Annotated in this window: 22 protein-coding genes and 1 tRNA gene; 5 read left to right on the forward strand and 18 right to left on the reverse strand. The window is 64.4% G+C overall.

Annotated elements, in window-relative coordinates; genetic code table 11:
• From HBF24_RS01905 to HBF24_RS01920, 4 genes are all read left to right on the forward strand, one after another.
• On the forward strand, positions 1 to 1,521 hold the full coding sequence (locus tag HBF24_RS01905) for a tryptophan halogenase family protein (protein WP_167168085.1): 1,521 nt from the start codon (positions 1 to 3) through the stop codon (positions 1,519 to 1,521).
• Positions 1,522 to 1,967: 446 nt separating this feature from the next.
• Positions 1,968 to 3,305 (forward strand): carbohydrate-binding protein, encoded by a 1,338-nt coding sequence (locus HBF24_RS01910; protein ID WP_167168088.1) that lies wholly within the window; start codon positions 1,968 to 1,970, stop codon positions 3,303 to 3,305.
• A 225-nt stretch (positions 3,306 to 3,530) separates the two neighbouring features.
• A complete protein-coding gene (locus HBF24_RS01915; RefSeq protein ID WP_167168091.1) occupies positions 3,531 to 4,028 on the forward strand; it encodes a hypothetical protein in 498 nt (165 codons plus the stop codon).
• 49 nt (positions 4,029 to 4,077) lie between these two features.
• Positions 4,078 to 4,647 (forward strand): hypothetical protein, encoded by a 570-nt coding sequence (locus HBF24_RS01920; protein ID WP_167168093.1) that lies wholly within the window; start codon positions 4,078 to 4,080, stop codon positions 4,645 to 4,647.
• A 379-nt stretch (positions 4,648 to 5,026) separates the two neighbouring features.
• On the opposite strand, the gene HBF24_RS01925 is transcribed toward HBF24_RS01920, so the two are convergent.
• The 18 genes from HBF24_RS01925 to HBF24_RS02010 all read right to left on the reverse strand — a co-directional run bounded on the left by HBF24_RS01925 (position 5,027) and on the right by HBF24_RS02010 (position 19,761).
• A tRNA-Leu gene (locus HBF24_RS01925) sits at positions 5,027 to 5,113 on the reverse strand.
• 28 nt (positions 5,114 to 5,141) lie between these two features.
• Positions 5,142 to 5,720: a cysteine dioxygenase family protein gene (locus HBF24_RS01930; protein WP_167168097.1), complete on the reverse strand. Its 579-nt coding sequence runs from the start codon at positions 5,718 to 5,720 to the stop codon at positions 5,142 to 5,144.
• 58 nt (positions 5,721 to 5,778) lie between these two features.
• Positions 5,779 to 6,894 (reverse strand): homoserine O-acetyltransferase, encoded by a 1,116-nt coding sequence (locus tag HBF24_RS01935; RefSeq protein ID WP_167168100.1) that lies wholly within the window; start codon positions 6,892 to 6,894, stop codon positions 5,779 to 5,781.
• A gap of 102 nt (positions 6,895 to 6,996) precedes the next feature.
• Positions 6,997 to 8,088 carry a hypothetical protein gene (locus HBF24_RS01940; protein WP_167168104.1) on the reverse strand — a complete coding sequence of 364 codons (1,092 nt, stop codon included), beginning with the start codon at positions 8,086 to 8,088 and terminating at the stop codon, positions 6,997 to 6,999.
• Positions 8,089 to 8,112: 24 nt separating this feature from the next.
• Positions 8,113 to 8,562, reverse strand: a complete 450-nt coding sequence (locus HBF24_RS01945) for a cytochrome c-type biogenesis protein (protein WP_167168107.1) — start codon at positions 8,560 to 8,562, stop codon at positions 8,113 to 8,115.
• Positions 8,559 to 9,113, reverse strand: coding sequence for a DsbE family thiol:disulfide interchange protein (locus HBF24_RS01950; protein WP_167168110.1), 555 nt, complete (start codon positions 9,111 to 9,113; stop codon positions 8,559 to 8,561). The genes HBF24_RS01945 and HBF24_RS01950 overlap by 4 nt, the downstream gene beginning before the upstream one ends.
• Positions 9,110 to 11,077 carry a heme lyase CcmF/NrfE family subunit gene (locus HBF24_RS01955; protein WP_167168113.1) on the reverse strand — a complete coding sequence of 656 codons (1,968 nt, stop codon included), beginning with the start codon at positions 11,075 to 11,077 and terminating at the stop codon, positions 9,110 to 9,112. Before HBF24_RS01955 ends, HBF24_RS01950 begins: the two co-directional genes overlap by 4 nt.
• Entirely contained in the window at positions 11,074 to 11,571 is a 498-nt protein-coding gene (ccmE, locus tag HBF24_RS01960; protein ID WP_167168116.1) for a cytochrome c maturation protein CcmE, read from the reverse strand. The genes HBF24_RS01955 and ccmE overlap by 4 nt, the downstream gene beginning before the upstream one ends.
• A 44-nt stretch (positions 11,572 to 11,615) precedes the next feature.
• The gene (ccmD, locus tag HBF24_RS01965) at positions 11,616 to 11,795 is read right to left on the reverse strand and encodes a heme exporter protein CcmD (protein ID WP_206064147.1); all 180 of its coding nucleotides are present in this window, start codon (positions 11,793 to 11,795) and stop codon (positions 11,616 to 11,618) included.
• A 2-nt stretch (positions 11,796 to 11,797) separates the two neighbouring features.
• Positions 11,798 to 12,556: a heme ABC transporter permease gene (locus tag HBF24_RS01970; protein WP_167168120.1), complete on the reverse strand. Its 759-nt coding sequence runs from the start codon at positions 12,554 to 12,556 to the stop codon at positions 11,798 to 11,800.
• A complete protein-coding gene (ccmB, locus tag HBF24_RS01975; protein ID WP_167168122.1) occupies positions 12,553 to 13,239 on the reverse strand; it encodes a heme exporter protein CcmB in 687 nt (228 codons plus the stop codon). The genes HBF24_RS01970 and ccmB overlap by 4 nt, the downstream gene beginning before the upstream one ends.
• On the reverse strand, positions 13,236 to 13,865 hold the full coding sequence (ccmA, locus tag HBF24_RS01980) for a cytochrome c biogenesis heme-transporting ATPase CcmA (RefSeq protein WP_167168125.1): 630 nt from the start codon (positions 13,863 to 13,865) through the stop codon (positions 13,236 to 13,238). Before ccmA ends, ccmB begins: the two co-directional genes overlap by 4 nt.
• 105 nt (positions 13,866 to 13,970) lie before the next feature.
• Positions 13,971 to 14,390 (reverse strand): DUF3293 domain-containing protein, encoded by a 420-nt coding sequence (locus tag HBF24_RS01985; protein ID WP_167168127.1) that lies wholly within the window; start codon positions 14,388 to 14,390, stop codon positions 13,971 to 13,973.
• Positions 14,383 to 15,741: an NAD(P)/FAD-dependent oxidoreductase gene (locus tag HBF24_RS01990; RefSeq protein WP_167168130.1), complete on the reverse strand. Its 1,359-nt coding sequence runs from the start codon at positions 15,739 to 15,741 to the stop codon at positions 14,383 to 14,385. The genes HBF24_RS01985 and HBF24_RS01990 overlap by 8 nt, the downstream gene beginning before the upstream one ends.
• Before the next feature lie 52 nt (positions 15,742 to 15,793).
• Entirely contained in the window at positions 15,794 to 17,401 is a 1,608-nt protein-coding gene (locus HBF24_RS01995; RefSeq protein ID WP_167168133.1) for a carboxyl transferase domain-containing protein, read from the reverse strand.
• 156 nt (positions 17,402 to 17,557) lie between these two features.
• Positions 17,558 to 17,851: a hypothetical protein gene (locus tag HBF24_RS02000; RefSeq protein ID WP_167168136.1), complete on the reverse strand. Its 294-nt coding sequence runs from the start codon at positions 17,849 to 17,851 to the stop codon at positions 17,558 to 17,560.
• 212 nt (positions 17,852 to 18,063) lie between these two features.
• A complete protein-coding gene (locus HBF24_RS02005) occupies positions 18,064 to 18,450 on the reverse strand; it encodes a hypothetical protein (RefSeq protein ID WP_167168139.1) in 387 nt (128 codons plus the stop codon).
• 135 nt (positions 18,451 to 18,585) lie between these two features.
• Complete coding sequence (locus tag HBF24_RS02010) at positions 18,586 to 19,761, reverse strand: acetyl-CoA C-acyltransferase (protein WP_167168143.1); 1,176 nt, start codon at positions 19,759 to 19,761, stop codon at positions 18,586 to 18,588.
• 181 nt (positions 19,762 to 19,942) lie between these two features.
• On the opposite strand from HBF24_RS02010, the gene HBF24_RS02015 reads away from it, so the two are divergent.
• On the forward strand, positions 19,943 to 22,771 hold the full coding sequence (locus HBF24_RS02015; RefSeq protein WP_167168146.1) for an autotransporter serine protease: 2,829 nt from the start codon (positions 19,943 to 19,945) through the stop codon (positions 22,769 to 22,771).
• The last annotated feature ends 3 nt before the right edge of the window (positions 22,772 to 22,774 follow it).

A 22,774-nucleotide genomic window follows, 5' to 3' on the forward strand; every position in this document is an offset into this window, starting at 1 on the left:
ATGAATACACCGCGCGTGAAAAACATTGTGGTGGTCGGTGGCGGTACCGCTGGCTGGATGGCGGCGGCCGCGCTTTCCAAGGTGCTTGATCGCTCGTATCACATCGAGCTGGTCGAGTCCGAGGACATCGGCACGGTCGGTGTGGGCGAGGCCACCGTCGAGCACCTGAAGCTGTTCAACCAGCTACTGGAGATCGAGGAAGGCGAGTTTGTCCGCGCCACCCAGGCCACCTTCAAGCTGGGCATCCAGTTCAACGACTGGGGCGCGCTGGGCGACAGTTACGTGCACGGCTTCGGCTCCATCGGCACCGAGCTGGGCTTGCTGCCGTTCCATCAGTATTGGCTCAAGGCCCATCACATGGGCAAGGCCGGCCCGCTGGGGCGCTATTCGCTCAATACGCTGGCCGCCGAGCGCGGGCGTTTCATGGTTTCGGCCAAGGATGTGCCGGCCAATTCGCCGCTGGCCAACATCGGCCACGCCTACCATTTTGACGCTGGCCTCTACGCCCGCTACCTGCGGGCCTATGCCGAAAAGCGTGGCGTGAAGCGCACCGAGGGGCGTGTCGTCTCCGTGCAACAGCATGGCGAGAGCGGCTTCATTGAATCGGTGACGCTGGAAAGCGGTCGCGTCGTCGAGGGTGACCTGTTCATCGATTGCACCGGCTTTCGTGGTCTACTGATCGAGCAGACGCTTCATGCCGGCTATGAGGATTTCAGTCACTGGCTACCGTGCGACCGCGCGGTGGCCATGCCCTGCGAGCGTACCGGGCCGCCAACGCCCTACACGCGCTCGAACGCGCGTGAGGCCGGCTGGCAATGGCGCATTCCCTTGCAGCATCGCGTCGGCAACGGCCATGTCTATTGCAGCCAGTACATGAGCGAGGACGAAGCCACCGCCAGCCTGCTGTCGCAGCTGGACGGCAAGGCGCTGGGCGAGCCGCGGCAGATTCGTTTCACCACCGGCATGCGCCGCAAGTTCTGGGACAAGAACGTGGTCGCACTGGGGCTGGCCAGCGGCTTCATGGAGCCGCTGGAGTCAACCTCGATCTTCCTGATCCAGTCGGGCATCGTGCGGCTGATGCAGCTGTTCCCGCGTCTGGGCATGTCCGAAACGCTGATCGGCCGATACAACGAGCAGGCCATTACCGAATTCGAGCGTATCCGCGATTTTCTCATCCTGCATTACAAGGCGACCACGCGCGACGACTCGCCGTTCTGGCGTTATTGCCGCGACATGCCCATCCCCGACAGCCTAGCCGAGAACATGCGCCTGTTCGCCGAGAGCGGTCTGTTCTTCCGTGAGGGCGATGAGCTGTTCGCGCACTTGAGCTGGGTGCAGGTGATGATCGGGCAGGGCATCGTGCCGAGCGGCTATCACCCGTTTGTGGACCAGCTTTCCGAGCGCGACCTGCTCGGCTTCATCCAGAACGTGGGCAGCGTGGTGGAGCGTTGCGTCAATGCGATGCCGCCCCACCAGGATTTCATCGACCGCAACTGCAAGGCGCCCGTGCCGCAGATGTAGTGGTTTTCGCCATCGCTTTCGGCCCACACGGAGACCCGCCGATCTGGCGGGTTTTTCTTTGAGACAGGCCTGGTGACAATGTTGTCATTCGGCAGGAGGCTGGTTCTCAGATTATCGATGAAGGGGCCTTCGTTCGAAGAATTTCGAAGCGCTTGGAGTAATGGCGAGATGAAACCAAGCTTTTGCTTCAAAGTACGTGTCAACGCCACGACTCTCAACGTGATGCAGTCGACAGGTCGCCTTATCCGGTCGGAACCACGTCACGTTTCATAAAGACAAAATTAGACAACGTTGTCATTGATCGCCTATCACGCCATGGCAAGGGGAGTATTCCAAAGCGCGACAGGCAGGGAGGCACCGGGCGGCCTGTCCCCGCGCGACCACCCTGGGGAGCACGACGGTCGCGGCACCGCCCATCACCCAACTTTGGCAACAGGAGAGTTTCCATGTTCGTGAAGCATTCGGTGAAGTGGTCACGCGTCGCCATCGGCGCGTGCGGCAGCGTGGCAGGTTCGGTCATGGCGGCGGGGCTGCTGGCGGTGGTTCCGGTGAGCAGCGCGCATGCGCAGAGCACCAGCTGTGCCGCCGCCTGGAGCGCCGGCACGGTATACACGGCAGGTGACACGGCCAGCGAAAACGGCATCAACTATCTGGCCAACTGGTGGACACGCGGCGATGATCCGGCCACGCATAACGGCGGTTCTGGCTCGGGCCAGCCGTGGACCTCACAGGGAAGCTGCACCGGCTCTTCCGGCGGCGGTGATGGCGGTGGTGGTGATTCGGGCGGTGGCAACGGGGGAGGCACCGGCACGCCACCGGCCAATCCTCCAGCGGACAATTTCATCTTCAGCCCGTACAAGGACGTCACCATCAACTTGAACTGGAACACCAACATCATGTCGACCAAGGTGACCGGTTCGGCCATTCCCGTGGTGGGCAGCGGTGGCCTGACCCCGGGTGTACTGCCCAATCTGCATGCGATCACATTGGCCTTCGCCACCGGTGCCTGTGGCAGCGAGAGCTGGGGTGGCGTCTCGGCGGACGCGTTTGCCAATGCCAACATCGGCACGCTGGACAGCAACAACATCAACTATGTGGTGTCCACCGGCGGTCAGGCCGGCACTTTCACCTGCTCGAGCCCCAGCGGCATGGTGCAGTTCATCCAGCGCTACCTCACCCCGCACATGCTGGGCGTGGATTTTGATATCGAAGGTGGGCAGAACCAGCAGCAGATCAATGATCTGGTCAACGCCGTGGCCTACGCCGAGAACCAGTACCCGACGCTGCGCTTCTCCTTCACGCTGGCCACGCTGGCCGCCTCCGATGGCAGCTACGGCGGCGTCAACAGCCTGGGCAACGAAGTAATCCAGGCCATTCAGGCCGCCGGGCTTCAGCACTACACCATCAACCTGATGACGATGGACTACGGAAGCGCGGGATCTGGCGTGTGCGTGGTGTCCAACGGGCAATGCGAGATGGGGCAGTCGACCATCCAGGCGGTGAATAACCTCGAGCACACTTACGGCATCACGCCTGACCATATCGAGGTCACGCCGATGATCGGGCGCAACGATGTCTCCAGCGAAATCTTCACCGCGGCCGACGTCGACACCGTGTCGACCTACGCCATCAATCAGGGCCTGGCCGGCGTGCACTTCTGGTCGCTGGACCGTGACACCCCGTGCTCGGGCAGCACCGACTATGCCTCGCCGACCTGCAATTCGGTCAGCGGCACCAGCCAGCTGCAATACACCAAGCGCTTCCTGACCGACCTGGGTCAGTAAATAGCGTACGCTGCGGATAGGGCGCGGGGGGTGTGAACTTCCCGCGCCTTTTTTGCGGACTCATCTGGAGCGAGGTCATATTTGACAACGTTTCATAGCCGGCGTAAGACAATACGATGGTACCGGCGAGGGGCGGTAGCGCTGTCAGAAATTTGGTTGTGATGTGTCGCCTTGCGCGTGCCTTCGGCGACCGTCGCAGGTGGAGTCGCAACGAAAGGAGGTGTTATGCGACACATTAATAGCTGGATGGGGCTAATTGTCGCAATAGCGGCCGGAATGACTTTTTCGGTTGGAGCTGCGGCGCAGCCGAATGCGGTCAAGCGCTCACCAAATCCAGACAAAATCATGCAAGTCTATGTGAAGGTGGATGATACGGGGAAGGTGCGGGCCGTCAAACCGGACCACTCACTGACGCCATCCATGCAGCGCATCCTGCGCTCAAACATCGCGGCGATGATCACCGAGCCCGCCAAGGACCACGGAAAGGCGGTGGATAGCCAGATGATCATGTACCTCACACCCGTGTCGAAGGAAGTGGCGCCTGGCAAGGTCAAGATGCGTTTCAAGTACGTGGCGGCCAAACCATTACCCGCCGGGACCTATCGCTGGGCAAGCAGGCCAGTTTCCCCAGGTGGCAGGGCTTTGGTTCGTAGCTTTGATGAGCCTGATACCATCGGGCCGGACATGACGCCTTACCAAAGTGGGGCATTCAGTGGACATTAACCTTCATAGAAAATTGATAAGAGCTGCCCTCCATGAGGATAAGCGCATCATGAAAAGTCTGAATAAATATTTGGCTATCCCCGTTGCTCTGACTGTGATGAGTCTGTGTGCTTCGGCTGGAACAAACGCGGCACAAGTGGATAGTGGTGCAAAGGATAGTGACGGTTCGCCCAAGGTTCTGGCGGTCTACGTGAAGGTGAATGCCGACGGCAAGGTGAAGGACGTAAGTCCAGCACATCGGCTCTCGCCCAGGATGCAACGTGCACTGCGTAAAAACCTGGAGGCCATGATCACCCATCCCGCGCAGAGCGATGATGGCAAGCCCGTCAATAGCCAGATGTTGATGTATCTGACCACGGATACGGAGCAGATGCCCAACGGTAAATACAACATGCACTTCAAGTATGTCTCGGCAAGGCCATTGCCGGCGGGCTCGTATCACTGGATTACTGAGTCACAGGCTCAAGGCGGGCGTGTAGCGTTGGTGAGCAACACGGACGATATGCGACGTTTCCGGTCCAACACCCGCTCTGGTTACGAGTCAGAGATGTGGGGGGAGCCGGATGGGCCCAAGCGCCAGCCATTGCCTAGCAATGCAGGTCAGCACGGCGGCCAATAAGCTCCGTTATCGCTCATCCTTCGTATGTTTGCATATTGTTCTTTTAGGTTCGTACCGGCCCGCTGAGCTTGCAACGACTTGTGAAAACTGAGGCAACTGGGCCGCTACGAGCTTGACGTTGAGCCTTTGCGACTTCGGACTGCGTGGCGCTGCAGGCAACAGCAGCCCTTGAAGAAAGCCAATTGGCCTTGTGATTCATGCAAGTCCTGAGAGCAACAGGCTAGTACTTGAGCTGCCAGACGTCTCTTGGAATGGTCAGATGAAATCCATGATTGATCTCGGTGCGAGCCCACATCTCTCCCGGGATAACCGCTGAGGTGCCGAGAGCCCTATTCAGGCAAAGAAAAAGCCGCTCATCGAGCGGCTTTTTCTTTAGTGCTGGTGCCGAAGGAGGGACTCGAACCCTCACTGTGTCACCACAAACGGATTTTGAGTCCGTCGCGTCTACCAATTCCGCCACTTCGGCAAGTGTCAGGCGGGCGAGTATGCCCGAATCAGTGCACGTGGTCGAGGGTCAGTTTGCGTTCGTCACGCTGATACCAGTGATCTTCCAGCGGCTTGAAGATGGCGCACTGGGTCATCGGCCCCGAGTAGATGTGCAGACTGACGGCGATGGCATCGTCGCTGGCGTTGCGGATGGTGTGGTACTCGTGCGGCGGAATCAGGCTCCCGGCCGAGCCCTGGCCGGCCTGGATGGAGCCGACCGAATTGAAGTGATAGCGGCGCTCGTCGTGCTCGAGCAGCTGGTACTGGGTGATTTCCAGCTGGCCGCGCCATACGCCCTCGACGCACCACATGCCCTGGTGATCATGGATCGGCGTGCCCTGACCGGGGCCCCAGGTCATGGCGGTGACGCAATAGCCGTGCTTCTCGCTGCGATACAGCTCGCGACGCGCGTAATGATCGTCGGCGGCCTCGTAGACGCATTCGGGCAACTGCACGCTCTGCTCGCGGATCAGGCGGCACAGCGTGCGGCGCAGGGCGTCGGTAATGTCGGCGGTGGAGGCATGGTCCACCGCCGCGTCCAGTGCGTCGACCAGAGTGCGGCTGCCGGGAAAATCGAGTGCGAGCATAAGGTCACCTGCAAGATCAGGCCACCATGATAGCGCGCATTTTTCGCCTTCGCATGGCTCAGTCGGGTTTGGGCAGACGCTCCAGGAAGCCGCCGATGGCCGGTCCGTAATGTTCGATATCGACCAGGAACGCATCGTGGCCCTGCGGCGAATCCAGGGCGACAAACTCCACCTTGGCGCCCGCCGCCTTCAAACCGTGTGCGATCTGTTCCTGTTGTTCCAGCGGAAACAGGATGTCGGTAGTGACGCCGATCACCAGCGCCTGCTCGATGCAGATGCGCTTGAGGCCTTCGTGCACGCTGCCATTGCCATACTCGGCCACGTCGAACCAGTCGCTGGCGCGCGACAGATACAGGTAACAGTTGGGGTCGAACTGGTGGATGAAGCGCTGGGCATGCGCTTCCAGGTAGGACTCGACCTGGAACTCCACGCCGAACGGCTGCTCCTCGCGCTGGTCTGGGTCCAGGCGTATGCGCGCGAAGCGGCCGTTCCATTCCATCGCCGAGCGATAGGTGATCACGCCCAGCTTGCGCGCCATGCTCATGCCATTGGTGGGGTAGCACTCGCGGCTGTAATGGCCATCGTTCCAGTTCGGGTCCAGGCGGATCGCCTCGCGCTGCAGGCTGCGGATGGCAATGGCGAAGGGCTGCGCCTGTGGTGCCGTGTCCACGCTGATGTGCGCGCGTACCTGACCCGGATGCGCCAGCATGTAGGCCAGCGCGCTCATGCCGCCCATGGAGCATCCGATGAGGCAGGCCAGGCGCTCGATGCCAAGGCCCTCGCTCACCAGGGCATGACCGGCGTTGGCAACGTCTTCCAGCGTCAGCTTGGGAAAGTCCAGACGGTAAGGCTCGCCGGTGGCGGGGTTGATCGAGGCAGGACCCGACGAGCCCTTGTCGCTACCCAGGGCATTGACGCAGATGACGAACCAGCGCTCGGTATCGATCGGCTTGCCCGGCCCCAGCATGCGTTCCCACCAGCCTGGCGACGGGTCGGCCTCGCTGGAGGCCGCATGCGCGTCCGGCGAGAGCCCGGTGAATATCAGGATGGCGTTGTCGCGCCTGGGCGAAAGCTCGCCCCAGGTTTCGTAGGCGACATGGGCGCCAGTGAGGGCGCCGCCGCGTTTCATGGCGAAGGGCGAGGGCAGCTCGAAATACTTTCGTGCGTCAGGCATGGACCGTGCATCACATGGTGGGCGGCCACTGTATAACGGCGCCGCGGCGGCGGCCAAAGAAGCCGCCGTCACATGTTCATATCCGATCGTCTGGAGTGGCCCTTACGAGCCCGGGTTGACGTGGTCGATCAGCACCTTGACCTGCTGCTCGCCATCGGTGGAGACGTCCTGCGTACTGCCCTCCAGGTCGCCCTTTTGCGGCAGGGCCTGGCCCGAGTTCGATACGCGTGCGGTCACCACCACGGTCGAGGCGCTGGACAGCTGCATGCTCGGCGTCATGCCCATGCCGTCGGTCAGTTTCACCGTCGCCGGCAGAGCGCTGGCCTTGAGCTTTGCCACCGCCAGCGGCATCGGCGCACCGCTGGGATTGCGGGCAAACACGAACACCGTTGCCTTGGGGTCGAGCTTTGCCTTCAATGCCGGGCTCACACTTACGTGCACGTCCAGCTGGGCCTTGCTGGCGGCATTGCTGCCCGCAGGGGCGTCGTTGGCGTCCTGTTTGGCCACCATGGTTTCGGCCTGGGCCTGCGATTTGCCGTCGGCGCGAAGGTCGGCCATGGCAATCTGGTGCTGCACGGCGGCCTTCACCTTGGAGCCGCCCTCCAGCAGCGTGTCCAGGCGGCGCCAGGTCAGTGCGGCGTTGACGAAATCACCCTGCTGGTAATCGCTGATGCCCAGCAGCCACAGGCCACGCTGGTTGTGCGCGTCGATCTTCACGGCCTTTTGCAGCAGTTGGCGCGAGCGGCCATTGATCTGGTGATCATCGCGGGCCATTGAGTCGGCCTCGGCCCAGGCCACCATCAGGTTAGCATTGTCGCTGTCCAGGGCCAGTGCCTTGCCAAAGGCGTCGCGGGCCTTGGCCGGTTTGTCCATCAACGTGTAGGTGCGACCCAGAATGACCCAGCCCTGCAGGTCCTGCGGATGCTTGGCCAGGCGCTGCTTGATGCGCGCCACGGCCTCGGGGATGCTCATCTGCGGTGGTTTGGCGGCCTGCGGCTTGAGGCCGGCCAGGTTGCCGACATGCGCGTACAGCGCCACCGCCGCCACCGGCACCACGAAAGCCACCGCCAGCGCCAGCGCGAACACGCCACGCGGGCGCCCGCTGCGGCGGCCACTGCGCAGCATCGGCACCAGCAGCAGAGCCAGGGTCAGCACCACCATCGCGGCGGCTAGGGCGAAGAACACGTAGGTCATGGGCTTGGATAGGCTCGCAAGGGGTTACCAGTCGTCACCGTCAGCCGGTGGCGGCATGGATGGCGCCGTTCGGGCGCGGCCGCGCACGTAGCGCGCCACGCCAAAGGCGCCGATGAGAAGAATCACGCCGGGGCCGAACCACAGCAGCCAGGTGCTGGGTTTGACCGGCGGCTTGTAGAGCACGTAATCGGAATAGCGCTCGACCAGATACTGCTTGATCTGTGCATCGGTCTTGCCGGCTTGCATCATCTTGAAGATCTGATGGCGCAGGTCGCGCGCCAGGTCGGCGTTGGAATCGGCCAGATCCTCATTCTGGCAGACCAGGCAACGCAGCTGCCGGGTAAGGTTCTGAAAGCGCAATTCCTGCGCCCGATCCTTGAACGGCAGCGGGTCGATGGCATGCGCCGCGGGCACGGCCACGGCCAGTGCCACGGCAATCAACAGGATGCGCCAGGGGCGCAGAAATGCGCTCATCGGGACGCCTCCTGCTTGAGCTGGGCGATCTTCGGTTCGATCACGTCGTGGATCAGCGCCGGCGTCATCGGACCGATGCGCTTGTAGCGGATGATGCCCTTGGCGTCGACCAGGAAGGTTTCCGGCGCGCCGTAGACACCGAAATTGATCGCCGTGTCGCCCTTGCGGTCGGCAATCACGTAGGTATACGGGTTGCCGTGCTTGGCTAGCCAGGCCTTGGCATCATCAGGCGCATCCTTGTAGTCGTAGCCGATCAGCGGCACGCCCAGCTGTTGGGCCTGGGCCATCAGCACCGGGTGCTCCTGGCCGCAGGCAAAGCACCAGCTGGCAAACACGTTGACCAGATACACCTGGCCCAGCATGTCCGCCTTGCTCAACTGTTTGTCCGGCTGGTACAGGTACGGCAGCGTATATGCTGGCGCCGGCTTGCCGATCAGCGGCGAGGGCACCTCGGTCTGGCTGTGGCGCGTGTTCCACCAGATGCCAAAGCCGAACAGCAGCACCAGCACGCCAAAGGCGATCAGCGGCAGCAGGCGCGTGACGCGGTTCATGTCTGGCTCTCCACCAGGGCGTTGGTCTGTGCATCGGAGACCTGGCGACGCACGCGGAAGCGCCGATCTGCCGCGGCGATGAAACCACCGGCCATCATCAGCACGCCGCCGCCCCAGATCCAGCGGATGAAGGGTTTGTCGTAAAGGCGCATGGCCCAGGCGCCATCGCCCAGGTCCTCGCCCACGGCCACGTAAAGATCGCGGGTGATGCCGGCGTCCACGGCCGCTTCGGTCTGGATCTGGCCGCCATCATAGGTGCGCTTTTGCGGGTGCATCACGGCGATGGTCTTGCCATCGTCCAGCACGGTGACGGTGGCCTGTTCGGCGGTCCAGTTGGGGCCCTTGACGTGCTTCACACCCTCAAAGCGCATCTGGTAGCCACCGATTTCCTGCAGCTTGCCCGGTGCCATGCGCACGTCGCGCTCAATGCTCAGCGCGTTGGTCAGCAGCGCGCCGACCAGAAACACCGCCACGCCCAGGTGTGCCAGCAGCATGCCGGCCATCTCGGCCGGGTAGCGCCGCCCGCGCGGTACGCCACGCCAGCGCTTGAGCACATACATGATCACGCCACGCAGCACATAGGCCGCGCCCACCGCACCCAGCACCAGTTGCAGATGGTCGACTGCACGCGACCACAGCCAGGCGATCAGCACGCCGCCGACGATCAGGCCGAACAGCGCGCAGTGGATCAGCACGCGCTTGAGCTCGCCGTTGTCGGCGCGGCCCCAGCGCGCGAACGGGCCGAAGGGCATCAGGAATACCAGCGGTGCCATCAGCAGGATGAACAGTGTGCCGAAGTAGGGCGGGCCCACCGAGATACGGCCCCAGCCGAAGGCATCGCCAATCAGCGGGAACAGCGTGCCCAGCAGCACCATGGCCGCGGCCACGGTGAGCAGCAGGTTGCCAATGAGAATGCCGGTTTCACGCGACATGCCGGCGAATGAGCGCCCGCTGACCACCTTCGGCGCGCGAATGGCGTACAGCAGCAGTGAGGCGCCGACGACAATGGCCAGGAAGATCAGGATGAACACGCCGCGCTTGGGGTCGGAGGCAAACGCATGCACCGAGGTCAGCACGCCCGAGCGCACCAGGAAGGTACCCAAAAGGCTCAGCGAGAAGGCGAAGATCGACAACAGCACCGTCCACGCGCTCAGCGAGCCGCGTTTTTCGGTCACCGCCTGAGCGTGAATCAGCGCCGCGCCCACCAGCCACGGCATGAAGCTGGCGTTTTCCACCGGATCCCAGAACCACCAGCCGCCCCAGCCAAGCTCGGCATAGGCCCACCAGCTGCCGGCGACAATGCCCAGTGACAGAAAGCCCCAGGCCACGTTGGTCCACGGTCGGGCCCAGCGCACCCAGTGCTTTTCCATGCCGCCGCCCAGTAGCGCAGCGATGGAGAAAGCAAAAGCCACCGAGAAGCCGACATAGCCCATGTACAGCACCGGCGGATGGAAGGTCATGCCCGGGTCCTGCAATACCGGGTTGAGGTCGGCCCCATTGGCCGGTGCCGGCAGCAGGCGCGTGAACGGGTCGGAGGTCAGCAGCATGAACAGCAGGAAGCCGACGCTGATCAGGCCCAGTATGGCAATGACGCGCGAGGCGAACACCTCCGGCAACTGGCGGCTGAAGGCGCACAGCGCCACCGTCCACACGTTGAGAATCAGCGCCCACAGCAGCAATGAGCCCTCATGTGCGCCCCACACTGCGGCAATGCGGTAGTACCAGGGCAGCGCCAGGTTGGAGTTGTCGGCCACGTAGGCCACCGAGAAATCGTGCACCAGAAAGCTGTAGGCCAGCAGCACGAAGGCGGCGGCCACGAACAGCGCCTGGCCGTAGGCGGCCGGACGTGCCACCGACATCAGCGCACGGCTGCCCGACCAGGCACCGGCCAGCGGCAGCAACGATTGCGCCAGCGCCAGCAGCAGCGCCAGCACCAGGGCAAATTGGGCAAGCTCAGGAATCAATGCGCATCTCCGCCTTGCGTGGGGGCTGCCGGCGCCGCGGTCTTGTGTTCGGCGTTCTTGGCGCGGCCAGCGGCTTCGGCCTTCTTGATGGCGTCGGCCACTTCCTTGGGCATGTAGGTTGAATCGTGCTTGGCCAGTATTTCCGTGGCCTTGAAGTGCTTGCCGTCCATCTGGCCAGTGGCGATCACGCTTTGTCCCACACGGAACAGGTCCGGCAGAATGCCGGTGTACTGCACCGGCATGTCGTGGAAGCGGTCGGTGACCACAAAGTCCACTTTCAGCGAGCTGGGATCACGATGGATGCTGTGCTCCTTGACCACGCCGCCCAGGCGAAACGGCGAGTGCGCCGGCGCCTTGCCGTTCAGCACCTCGGTGGGCGAGAACAGATAGGTGACGTTTTTCTGCAGGGCGAACACGGTCAGGCCGATGGCCACGGCGGCGGCGGCCACCATCAGCAGCACGATGATCAACCGGCGTTTGCGGGTCGGATGCATAAAGGCGTGTCTCTAGAGCGGACGGGCGCAGGGTGCGAGAGGGGTCAGGAACGGCGGCGCGCCTCGCGCGCCTTTTGACGGGCCATGCGGCCGCGAAGTTCCTTCAAGACCCGGCGCCGGCGCGTGCCGGCGGCCAGGTAATCGGCGATCAGCATCACAAAGAACAGCGCATAGGCCGGCCACACGTATTGCGCGTAGCCACCCATGCTCAGAAATTCGTGCAGGCTCACGAGCGGGCCTCCTCGTCGCTGGCAATCTGCTTGACCCAGGCCTTGCCCGATTCCAGGTCCAGCAGATCGGCGCGGGCGCGCCCGAACAGGCTGGCGGCGTAGTAGAACTTGGTCGAGAACATCATCACCAGCAGCGGCCACAACATGCTGGTGGTGATGTTGGACTTGCCGAAAATGCGCACCGTGGTGCCCTGATGCAGCGTGTTCCACCACACCACCGAGTAATGCACGATCGGCAGATTCACTACACCGACAAGAATCAGGAAGCACGCCGCGCGCGCGCCGTGGCGGCGATCCTCGAAGGCGTGGAACAGCCCGATGATGCCCAGATAGATGAAAAGCAGCACCAGCTCGGAGGTCAGGCGCGCATCCCAGGTCCACCAGGTGCCCCACATCGGCTTGCCCCACAGCGACCCTGTGCACAGCGTGATGAACGTGAATGCCGCGCCGATCGGTGCCGACTGCATGGCGATCACCTCGGCCATCTTCATGCGCCAGACCACCGCGACCAGCGCCGCCACCGCCATCACGCCGTAGATGAACAGGCTCATCCAGGCGCTGGGCACGTGGATGAAGATGATGCGGTAGGCATCGCCCTGCTGATAGTCGGCCGGGGCCAGGTACAGGCCGCCATACAGGCCGATCACGGCCAGTATCAGCGCAATGGCCAGACACCACGGGCGCAGCACGCCGGCGAAGCGATAGAACGTAGGGGGCGACCCCAGCTTGTGGTACCAGTAGACGAGCTTGTTCATGCGTCCAGGGCAATTCTCAGGGCGGCGGCGCAGGCCAGTGGCGCCAGGACAAGGGCCAGCGCCAGAGCAGCGCCGAGCCAGGCGATAGGGGCTACCCACGGCAGCCCCTGCTGCGCGGCGGTGACCGCGCCGGCGGCGAAGATCACCACGGGCACGCAAAGCGGCAGCAGCATGAGCGCCAGCAGCATACCAGAGCGGCGCGTGCCGGCCGTCAGCGCCACCAGCACCGCGCCCAGCAGGCTCAGCAGTGGCGTGGCGATCAGCAGCGCCAGCAGCAACACCTTCATGGCCGGCCACGGCAGGTGATACATGCCGGCCATCAGCGGCGCAATCACCATCAACGGCAGCGCCGTGGTCAGCCAGTGCGCGGCGATCTTCATCGCCAGCAGCAACGGCAGCGGTTGCGGTGCCAGCATCAACTGTTCCAGCGAGCCATCTTCCAGGTCGGGCCGGAACAGGCCATCAAAGGCCAGCAACATGGCCAGCAGCACCGTGACCAGCACCACACCGCCAGCAATGCGCGCCAGCAGTTGTGCTTCCGGGCCCAGCGCGAAGGGAAACAGCGTCGCCACGATCAGTGCATACAGCACCGGCAGCGCCATGTCGCCACGACGGCGCCAGGCCAGCAGCAGGTCGCGACGCAGTACCGCGGCGCAGGCCGATGACACGCGTGCGCCGCTCATGAGGCCAACGCGATGCGCCGATAGGCGCCGTTGAGGAAGGTCACCGCGCCATGGCTGGTGACCAGCACCGCGCCGCCTTCGTGGGCGTGGCGCTCGACCTGCCGATTGACCAGCGCAATGCCTTCACGGTCCAGATTGGCATAAGGCTCATCCAGCAGCCATAGCGCGGCCGGAATCAGCAGCAGCCGCGCCAGCGCGGCGCGCTTCTTCTGCCCCGCCGACAGCCGGCGTACCGGCTCGTGTTCATAGCCGGCCAGGCCCACGCTGGCCAGAGCGCTGGCTGGCGAGACGCCCTTGCGCTGACCGAACAGGCCAGCGGCGACGCGCAGATTTTCCAGTGGCGACAACTCCAGCTTCAGGCCCAGCTGATGGCCCAGAAAGGCCAGTTCGCCGGACGCACGTTCCACACTCAATGGCTCGCCGTAAAGCAGCAGCGAACCTTCATCAGCGTGCAGCAAGCCGGTCAGCACGCGCATCAGCGTGGTCTTGCCGCTGCCGTTGTCGCCCTCGATCAGCGCGACCTCGCCCGCACGCAGGGCGAAGTCGACCGGACCGAATACCGGTTCGTCCCGACGCAGAAACGTCAGGCCGCGGGCTTCAAGCAGGGCGGCGGAAGTATCGGTCACAGCGTTTCGGCGGCAGACGTGAACGTACAAGTTTCCCAGCGCGCGGCGTGGCTGTCCATGCGGTCGGCTGCCGCAACGGGCTGTTCCGGCCGAACAGCGCTGTTTTCAGTCCAGCTGCATCACGTGCAGACGAGCGGGCGCCGCGCCGATACCACGGATCGACGCGTTCTGGTCGAAGCGTCGGACCAGAATGTCCTGGGCTACGGGTGACAGGCCCAGGGCGAACAGGCTCGACTCGCGCCAGCCATCCTGACCCACGCCCAGGGCGGCGCAAACCGAACGCGCGCCCGCTTCGCGCAATGCTTTCAGCAGATCACGCTGGGCCATCCGGTTCAATACGTTGGGGTGAGGGCGCGAGCGTGGATTCCATGCCGTGATGAAGATCCACGGTTCGTTCTCGTCGGCCAGCATGGCCGCCAGTGGCGCCGGTAGCGGTTGGTCGACACGGATGCTGGCGTGTCCGCCGGACGGCAGCCGCACTCGGTAGTCACTTTCCTTGTAAGCCTTGAGCAGGGCTTCATCCACGGCACAACTCCGGAAGTGGCGGTAGCGTGGCGCGCAAGGTGCGTTCGGCCACGTCCAGGTCCACGTCCGGTGTGGAGGCAAGCAGCGATTCCAGAAGCTCGCCCTGCGCCTTGCCGCGCTCATAGGCGTAGGCGTAGGGCAGGTGAGTGAATGTCACCATGCGATAGCGTGGCATGAAGTGATCGGGCGCACGTTCGGCCAGGGCCATGGCCAGCTGGCGCCGGCGCAGATAGTGCGGGTCGGCCACCGCGTCGCGCATTTCGGTGTAGTTTTCCAGCGCCATGGCGGCGATGGCGTCGGCGTTGGGCTTGCGCTCGGCCTGAAAGTGCGCGAATACCGTCTCCACTTCGGTCTGAGCACCCAGCGCACGGGCCAGCGCGGCGGCGTCTTCAAAGCCGGCATTCATGCCCTGACCATGGAACGGCACGATGGCATGCGCGGCATCGCCAATCAGCAAGGCGCGCCCGACGTGCCAGCGCTTCAGATACAGCGTAGCCAGGCTGCCCACCGGGTGCTCGGCAAAATCGCGGTCGAAGCCGGGCATCAATGCCAATGCGTCGGCAAAGTCATGCTCGAACAATGCCCGCGGCGCGCCCTCGTCAGCCAGACTCTCGAAGCTGGGTTGCGCACCTTCATGCGGCAGAAACAGCGTCACCGTGAAGCTGCCATCCAGGTTAGGCAGCGCAATGCACATATAGGCCCCACGCGGCCAGATATGCAGCGCGTGCGGTTCGATGGCAAAGCCGCGCGATGCGGTGGGCGGAATCTCCAGTTCCTTGTAACCGTGACCCAAAGGCTCGACACGTTCGCCCAGGTCCGTGACCCGACGCATCGCCGCGCGCAGCGCGGAGCCGGCGCCATCGGCACCGATGATGGCATCGCTGCGCAGATCGCGCTGCTGGCCGTGGGTGTCTTCCACCGTCAGCCGGCCGTGCAGGGGGTCGGCGGCGATCAGCGCCAGATGAAAATGCAGCCGCGCGCCGGCCGCCTCGGCCGCGTCCAGCAGCAGATCGTTGAGGGCGCCGCGCGATACCGACCACAGCACTTCCGAATCGTCCACGCCGTAGCGCTGCAGGTTCGGCGCGCGGTCGTGCTCGTGCACCATGCGCCCGCGCATCATCACGGCACGTTGCAGCACGTCGTCGCCAACCCCGGCCTGGCGCAACGCGGCCAGGCCGCGTTCGGCCAGGGCCAGGTTGATCGAGCGGCCGTTTTCGACGCCACCGCGACGGGGGTCGGGGCGCTTTTCGTAGACATCCACGGAAAATCCCTGGCGGGCCAACAGCGTGGCCAGCAGGGCGCCGACCAGGCCGGCACCGCAGATGCTGATATGAGTTGTGTGGGGAGGCATGCGAGGGGGAAGTGCCTGAAAACGCTTACATGATACCTGCGCGCGGCGCCTTTTACATGCGGAACACGCCGTAGCGCTGCGGCTCGATAGGCGCATTCATGGAGGCGGAAATGGCCATTCCAAGCACGCGCCGTGTATCGGCCGGATCAATCACCCCGTCATCCCACAATCGGGCGCTGGCGTAATACGGGTGACCCTGGGTTTCGTACTGCTCGCGAATGGGCGCCTTGAAGGCCTCTTCCTCGTCGGCGCTCCACTGCCCGCCACGGCCTTCGATGCCATCACGCTTGACCGTGGCCAGTACGCTGGCTGCCTGTTCGCCACCCATCACGCTGATGCGCGCGTTGGGCCAGGTCCACAGGAAACGGGCGCCATAGGCGCGACCGCACATGGCGTAGTTGCCGGCGCCAAAGCTGCCGCCGATGATCACCGTGAACTTGGGCACGTGCGAGCAGGCCACGGCGGTGACCATCTTGGCGCCGTCCTTGGCGATGCCGGCGTTTTCGTACTTCTTGCCGACCATGAAGCCGGTGATGTTCTGCAAAAATACCAGCGGCACGTTGCGCTGGTTGCACAGCTCGATGAAGTGCGCGCCCTTGAGTGCGCTTTCGGCAAACAGAATGCCGTTGTTGGCGATGATGCCGACCGGATAGCCGTGGATGTGCGCAAAGCCGCAGACCAGCGTCTTGCCGTAGCGCGCCTTGAACTCGTGAAATTCCGAATCGTCGACGATGCGCGCAATCACCTCGCGGATGTCGAACGGGCGGCGCGTGTCCTGGGGAATCACGCCGTACAGCTGCTCGGACGGGTAGCGCGGCTCGCGCGGCTCGCTTAAGGCCAGCGGCATGGCCTTGCTGCGATTGAGGCTGGCCACCACGTCGCGGGCGATCGCCAGCGCGTGGGTGTCGTTCTCGGCGAAGTGGTCGGCGACACCGGACTGGGCGGTGTGCACGTCGGCGCCGCCCAGCGCCTCGGCGTCCACTTCCTCGCCGGTGGCCGCCTTCACCAGCGGCGGGCCGCCCAGGAAGATGGTGCCTTGTTCGCGCACGATGATGGTCTCGTCGCTCATCGCCGGCACATAGGCGCCACCGGCGGTGCACGAACCCATTACCACGGCGATCTGCGCGATACCCAGGCCGGACATGCGCGCCTGGTTGTAGAAGATGCGCCCGAAGTGCTCCTTGTCCGGGAAGACTTCGTCCTGCAACGGCAGGAAGGCGCCGCCGGAATCGACCAGATAGATGCAGGGCAGGCGATTCTCCAGCGCCACTTCCTGCGCACGCAGGTGCTTCTTCACCGTCATCGGAAAGTAGGTGCCGCCCTTGACGGTGGCATCGTTGGCGATGATCAGCACTTCCTGCCCGCAAACCCGGCCGATGCCGGTGATCAGGCCCGCCGCCGGCGCGGCGTCGTCGTACATGCCGTGCGCGGCCAGCGGTGACAGCTCCATGAACGGCGAGCCGGCATCGAGCAGGGCGCGGATGCGTTCGCGTGGCAGCAGCTTGCCGCGTGAGACGTGCTTGTCGCGTGCGCGCTCGCCACCGCCTTCGCCGACGCGCTTGAGCTGAGCGCTCAGGTCATCGGTCAATTGGCGCAACTGGCGGGCGTTGTCCTCGAAGTCGGTCGAACGGGGATCGATACGCGATTCAATGATGCTCATCCGGAATGCTTCTCATGCGATTCAGGCCACGCATCATACGTGGCCGTCACCGGTTGCCACAAAGCCTTGTGACGCCAATCGTGGCGCGGACACGCCGACGCCCGCGGCCAGAGGTTGGCGCGCGGGCGTCGGCAAGGCGGCTAACTATCTGATCAATCAGTAACCATCGCCGCCGCTGGAGCTGGGTTTGGCCGCCGTCGAGGTGCTCGGCGGATTCATCATGGCGCCGGCAGGCGCCGTGCTGGCGGCGGGCGGCATGGTGCCGCCAGGCGGCGGTGTGGTGCTGGGCACCGCCGGTTGGTTCATCGGTGCGGGCGCGCTGGTACTGGGTGTGGCCATGCCATTGGCGGGCTTGTTCTGCTCGTTGTCGGTATGGCCACAGGCAGCCAGGCCAAATGCCAGACCGATGGCGCAGGCAATACGTGTTGCGTGGACAAGATGCTTGGACATGTTGGGCACTCCGTTTTTGGGAAGGCGCTCTGATATTGAACCACGCTGAGGACGGGTTTTTGACCGAAGCCAAGAATCACGATGGCAGCGGTTCATGCTGAAGGGCATCCATTAATGTCCGGTTGGGTTTTGAAAATGCGTGGGAGGGTATGGACATAAAAAAAACCGGCCGCCGAAGCGACCGGTTTTTTCAAACCTGACAAACGCTACGATCAGTGACCGTTGTCGTTCTTGTTGTCAGCGGCATCCTTGGCCTTGTCGGCAGCGTCCTCGGCCTTGTCCTCGGCCTTGTCAGCCTTGTCCTCGGCCTTGTTGGCCATGTCGGCCGCATTGTCGTTGCCGGCGCTGGCGGCAGCAGCAGCCTGCTGCGCCTGGTCGGCGGCCTGCGACGCTGTGTCGGCAGCCTGCTGAGCGGTACTGGCCGCCTGGTCGGCAGCCGCGCTCTGCGACTTATCCGCCGCCTGCTGGGCCTCGTCGGCCGACTGCTGAGCCTTGGCAGCGGACTGCTGGGCGTCCTGCGCCGAATCCTGGGCGCCATTGCTGCAAGCCGCCAGCAGCGCGACCAAAGCACCGGCGAGTAGCGTACGCGTGAATTTCATTTGCATCTCCTTAACCGTGGAATGCCGTGATGGCGGCCACATTAATAGCGTGTTCGCCGGCGCCGCGCCAGACGGACGCCGGCAGTCTTTCAGCACGCATTTAAAACGTGCCCACGATATTGGAGTGCCCAAGCGTTACAGTAATTCCACAGCGATGGCCGTGGCTTCGCCGCCGCCGATGCAAAGCGAGGCGACGCCGCGCTTGCCGCCGCGCTCGCGCAGGGCGTGAATAAGCGTGACCAGAATGCGTGCGCCGCTGGCGCCAATGGGGTGGCCCAGCGCGCAGGCGCCACCGTTGACGTTGATCTTGGCGTGGTCGATGGAAAGCTCCTTCATGGCTGCCATGGCGACCACGGCGAAGGCTTCGTTGACCTCGAACAGATCCACGTCGCTGACGCTCCAGCCGGCCTTGTCCAGCACCTTGTGCATGGCACCGACCGGGGCGGTGGTGAACCACTCCGGCTCCTGCGAGTGCGTGGCATGGGCCACGATGCGGGCCAGCGGCTTGGCGCCCTTGGTGCTGGCATCATCGGCGCGCATCAGTACCAGCGCGGCGGCGCCGTCGGAGATCGACGAGGCGCTGGCGGCGGTGATGGTGCCGTTTTCCTTGCGGAAAGCCGGGCGCAGGTTGGGAATCTTGTCGATGGAGCTGCGGCCGGGCTGCTCGTCAACGTCAAAACTCTGCTCGCCCTTGCGGCCCTTCACCGTGACCGGCACGATCTCGGCACTGAAGGCACCCGATTCCTGTGCGGCGCGGGCGCGCTTGACCGACTCGATGGCGTAGGCGTCCTGGTCTTCACGGGTGAAGCTGTACTTGTCGGCGCAGCTTTCACCGAACACGCCCATGGCCTTGCCGTCATAGGGGTTGGTCAGGCCATCCCAGGCCATGTGGTCGACCAGCGCGGCATCGCCGTAGCGCAGGCCGTTGCGGGCGTTGACCATGTGCGGCGCGTTGGTCATCGATTCCATGCCGCCGGCCACGATCACGTCGGCCGAGCCGGCCTTGAGCAGGTCGTGGGCCAGCATCACGGCCTTCATGCCCGAGCCGCAAACCTTGTTGATGGTGGTGCAGCCGGCCGAGGTCGGCAGACCCGCGCCCAGCGCGGCCTGGCGTGCCGGGGCCTGGCCGAGGTTGGCCGGCAGCACGCAGCCCATGATCACCTCGGACACGGCCGCGCCGTCCACGCCGGCGCTTTCCAGCGCGCCGCGGATGGCGGTGGCGCCCAGCGTCGGGGTGGGCACGCCGTTGAACTGACCGAGGAAGGAACCGATGGCGGTGCGCTTGGCAGCCACAATGACGATATCGGACATGACCTGCTCCATGGGGAAGGTGTTGGGGGCACCATTATGGCGCCGGAGAGACCGTCCATTATGACGCCAGCCATAAGCAGGCGGCAAACCAGGCATGCGCGATCGGCATGGGTGCTTCCCTCTCGTCGCCCACCGCGCTAATTTTGTCCTTCGGGGATATTTGCACCATGGGCGGGGGCTTATGGATATCAGCTATGGAATGCGCCTGAAGGCGCTGGCGGCCGCCGTGAGCCTGGCCTGCATGTTGGGGTTGAGTGCCTGTGGCGGAGGCGGAGGAGGGAACTCCAATGTGCGCGTGGATACACCGCCACCACCGCCGCCACCCGATGGCGGTGGTGGTGGCGGCGGCAGCACAGACGAACAGCCACCCATCGATGCCCATCTGGCGTTGACCGACACCTATGCCGCGCACGACGAAGGCTTCACCGGCCAGGGCGTGACCATCGGGGTCATCGATACCGGCGTCAACCGCCATCATCCGGCGCTGGATGGCCGTGTCATCGCCAATCTCAACTACGTCGACCCGGCCAGCAATGACCTGAGCGTGGACGATGTGGCCGGGCACGGTACCTGGGGCGCGCAGATCGCCGCCGGCACCTCGTTCGGGCAGTGGCCAGGCGGTATCGCACCTGGCGCCGACATCGTCTCGGCCCGCCTGATCAACGACACCGAGCCCAGCGACGACGGTTCCGGCCAGGGCAACCAGGTTTCCTCGCCCGATCCGTTGCCGCAGATCAATGCCGACCTGATCGACCAGGGCGTCAAGGTGATGAACAACTCCTGGGGCGGCCTGTACTGGGATCACAACGATGGCACCACGCAGCGCTTTGCCGCCGCCTACGATCCGTTCGTGAATCAGTGGGGCGGGCTGGTGGTGTTTGCCACCGGCAACGACGGCAACGCCAATCCCTCCGATACCGCCGCATTGCCCAGCCTGGCGCCACAGCTGGAAAAGGGTTGGCTGGCGGTGGCGGCCATCGACGCCAATCATCCCGATCAGCTGGCCGACTATTCCAACGCCTGCGGCATCGCCATGGACTACTGCCTGGTGGCGCCGGGCAATGTCATCGCCACCGTCACCAACGATACCGTCGGCAATCCCAGCTATTACATCATTACCGGCACCTCGTTCGCGGCGCCGCAGGTGTCCGGTGCCGCCGCACTGGTGTGGCAGGCCTATCCCTACTTCAGCAACGATCTGGTGCGCCAGACACTGCTGGGTACCGCCAAGGACCTGGGCGATCCGGGACCGGACGCCACCTTTGGTTATGGCCTGCTGGATGTCGGCAAGGCCGTGCACGGGCCGGCACGTTTCGACTGGGGTGATGTCAGCGTCAGCTTCGACACCGGCACCTCCACCTGGTCCAACGACATCAGCGGTGAGGGGGGCTTGATCAAGGACGGTGGCGGCACGCTGGTGATGAGCGGCCGCAATACCTACGCCGGACGCACCCAGGTCACCGGCGGCACCTTGCAGGCCAGCCAGGGCATTGCGCATGGGGCCTTCATCGGCGCCAACGGCACGCTATCGGCCACGCCCTCGATAGGTGGCGGCCTGGACAACGAAGGCGTGCTGGTGGTCTCCGGTGGCGACACCACCATTGGTGGCAACTATCTGCAGCAGATGAACGGCAGGCTGTCGGTGCAGCTGGGTTCGGTACTGAAGGTGGCCGGCAGCGCCACGCTGTCCGGTGGCGATTTGCACGTGATCGGCCAGGCTGATGGCTATGTCGGCACCGATCACCAGGACGTGCTTACCGCCAAGGCCGGCGTCAGTGGCCAGTTCGATGCGCTGACCTTCGCCAGTGGCGTGTTTGTCGACACCTCCATCCACTACGACAGCAACGATGTCTGGCTCGATACCCAGCGCGTGACCATTACCCAGGTGCAGGGCATGAGCTACACGGCGGCCTCGGCAGCCAGCGCGCAGCGCCTGGAAGGCGCCTTCAGCACGCTCGATGCCACCGGGGGCAGCCAGTCCGGCGCCGCGGCCGGTGACTTTGTCGCCGCCGCGGGAGCCATCGAACATACCGCCAGTTTGCAGGCGGCGCAGGCGACGCTGGAAAGCCTTTCCGGCCAGATGCACGCGGTCTCGGCGGCATTGGCGCTGGATGCCGTGGATGCCGCCGGGCGCAGCCTGGACCAGCACCTGATGGCGCGACTGGATCAGGGCTATCAGGCCGGTGCCGGCTTCTGGAACGCCAACCTCAGTGAAAGCGGCGCGATGGCGCAAAGCGGCTTCCAGCACGTGGGTTATCAGCTCGATGGCTGGCAGGCCGGTTCCGATCAATGGTTCAGCCGGCACTGGCTGGGCGGCTTCGTGATCGGGCAGAGCCACGGCCTGCAACGCGCCAGCGCCGGGCTGGACCGCAACCGCAGCCGTGCCACCCAGTTGCGCGGCTACCTCGGCTGGCGGCAAAGCCACTGGTACACGCAGAGCAGCCTCGGCACCGGGTACTACCGTCAGGACATCGACCGCCAGTTGCTGCTGGGCGGTGGCATGCTGCCGGTCGGCACGCTGCAGCACGGGCGTTACGCGGTGGCGCACCTTCAAAGCGGCTACGGCTTTGATGTGGCGCGGCTGCGCGTGACGCCGTTCGCCGAACTGCAGTACGTCAGCCTGAACCGTGATGGCTTTCGCGAGCAGGGCGGTGCGGGGTTTGGTCTCAAGGCGGGCGCGCAGCAACTGGAGCGCTGGCGCGGTGGTGTTGGCGTGCGGCTGGCGCGCCAGTGGCGGCAGGGGGCGTCACGCTGGCTGCGGCTGGGCATGACCGCGCGCTACCAGCAGGCGCTGGCCACGCATGGCGATGTGTTCGCGGCCAGCTATACCGGTCTGGATGCCTGGGCGCCGCTCACCGGCATCGGCCTGATGTGCCGCAACGTACGTCTGGGCTTGCAGGCCCAGGCTGCGCTCAGCTCACACTTGAGTCTGAGCATGGACTACGCCCATGCCTGGGCCGCACATCAGCAGTCGCGCACGCTGGATGCGCGTGTGCGCTGGACGTTCTGATCA

Source organism: Oleiagrimonas sp. C23AA, from assembly GCF_011759385.1.
GTDB lineage: Bacteria > Pseudomonadota > Gammaproteobacteria > Xanthomonadales > Rhodanobacteraceae > Oleiagrimonas.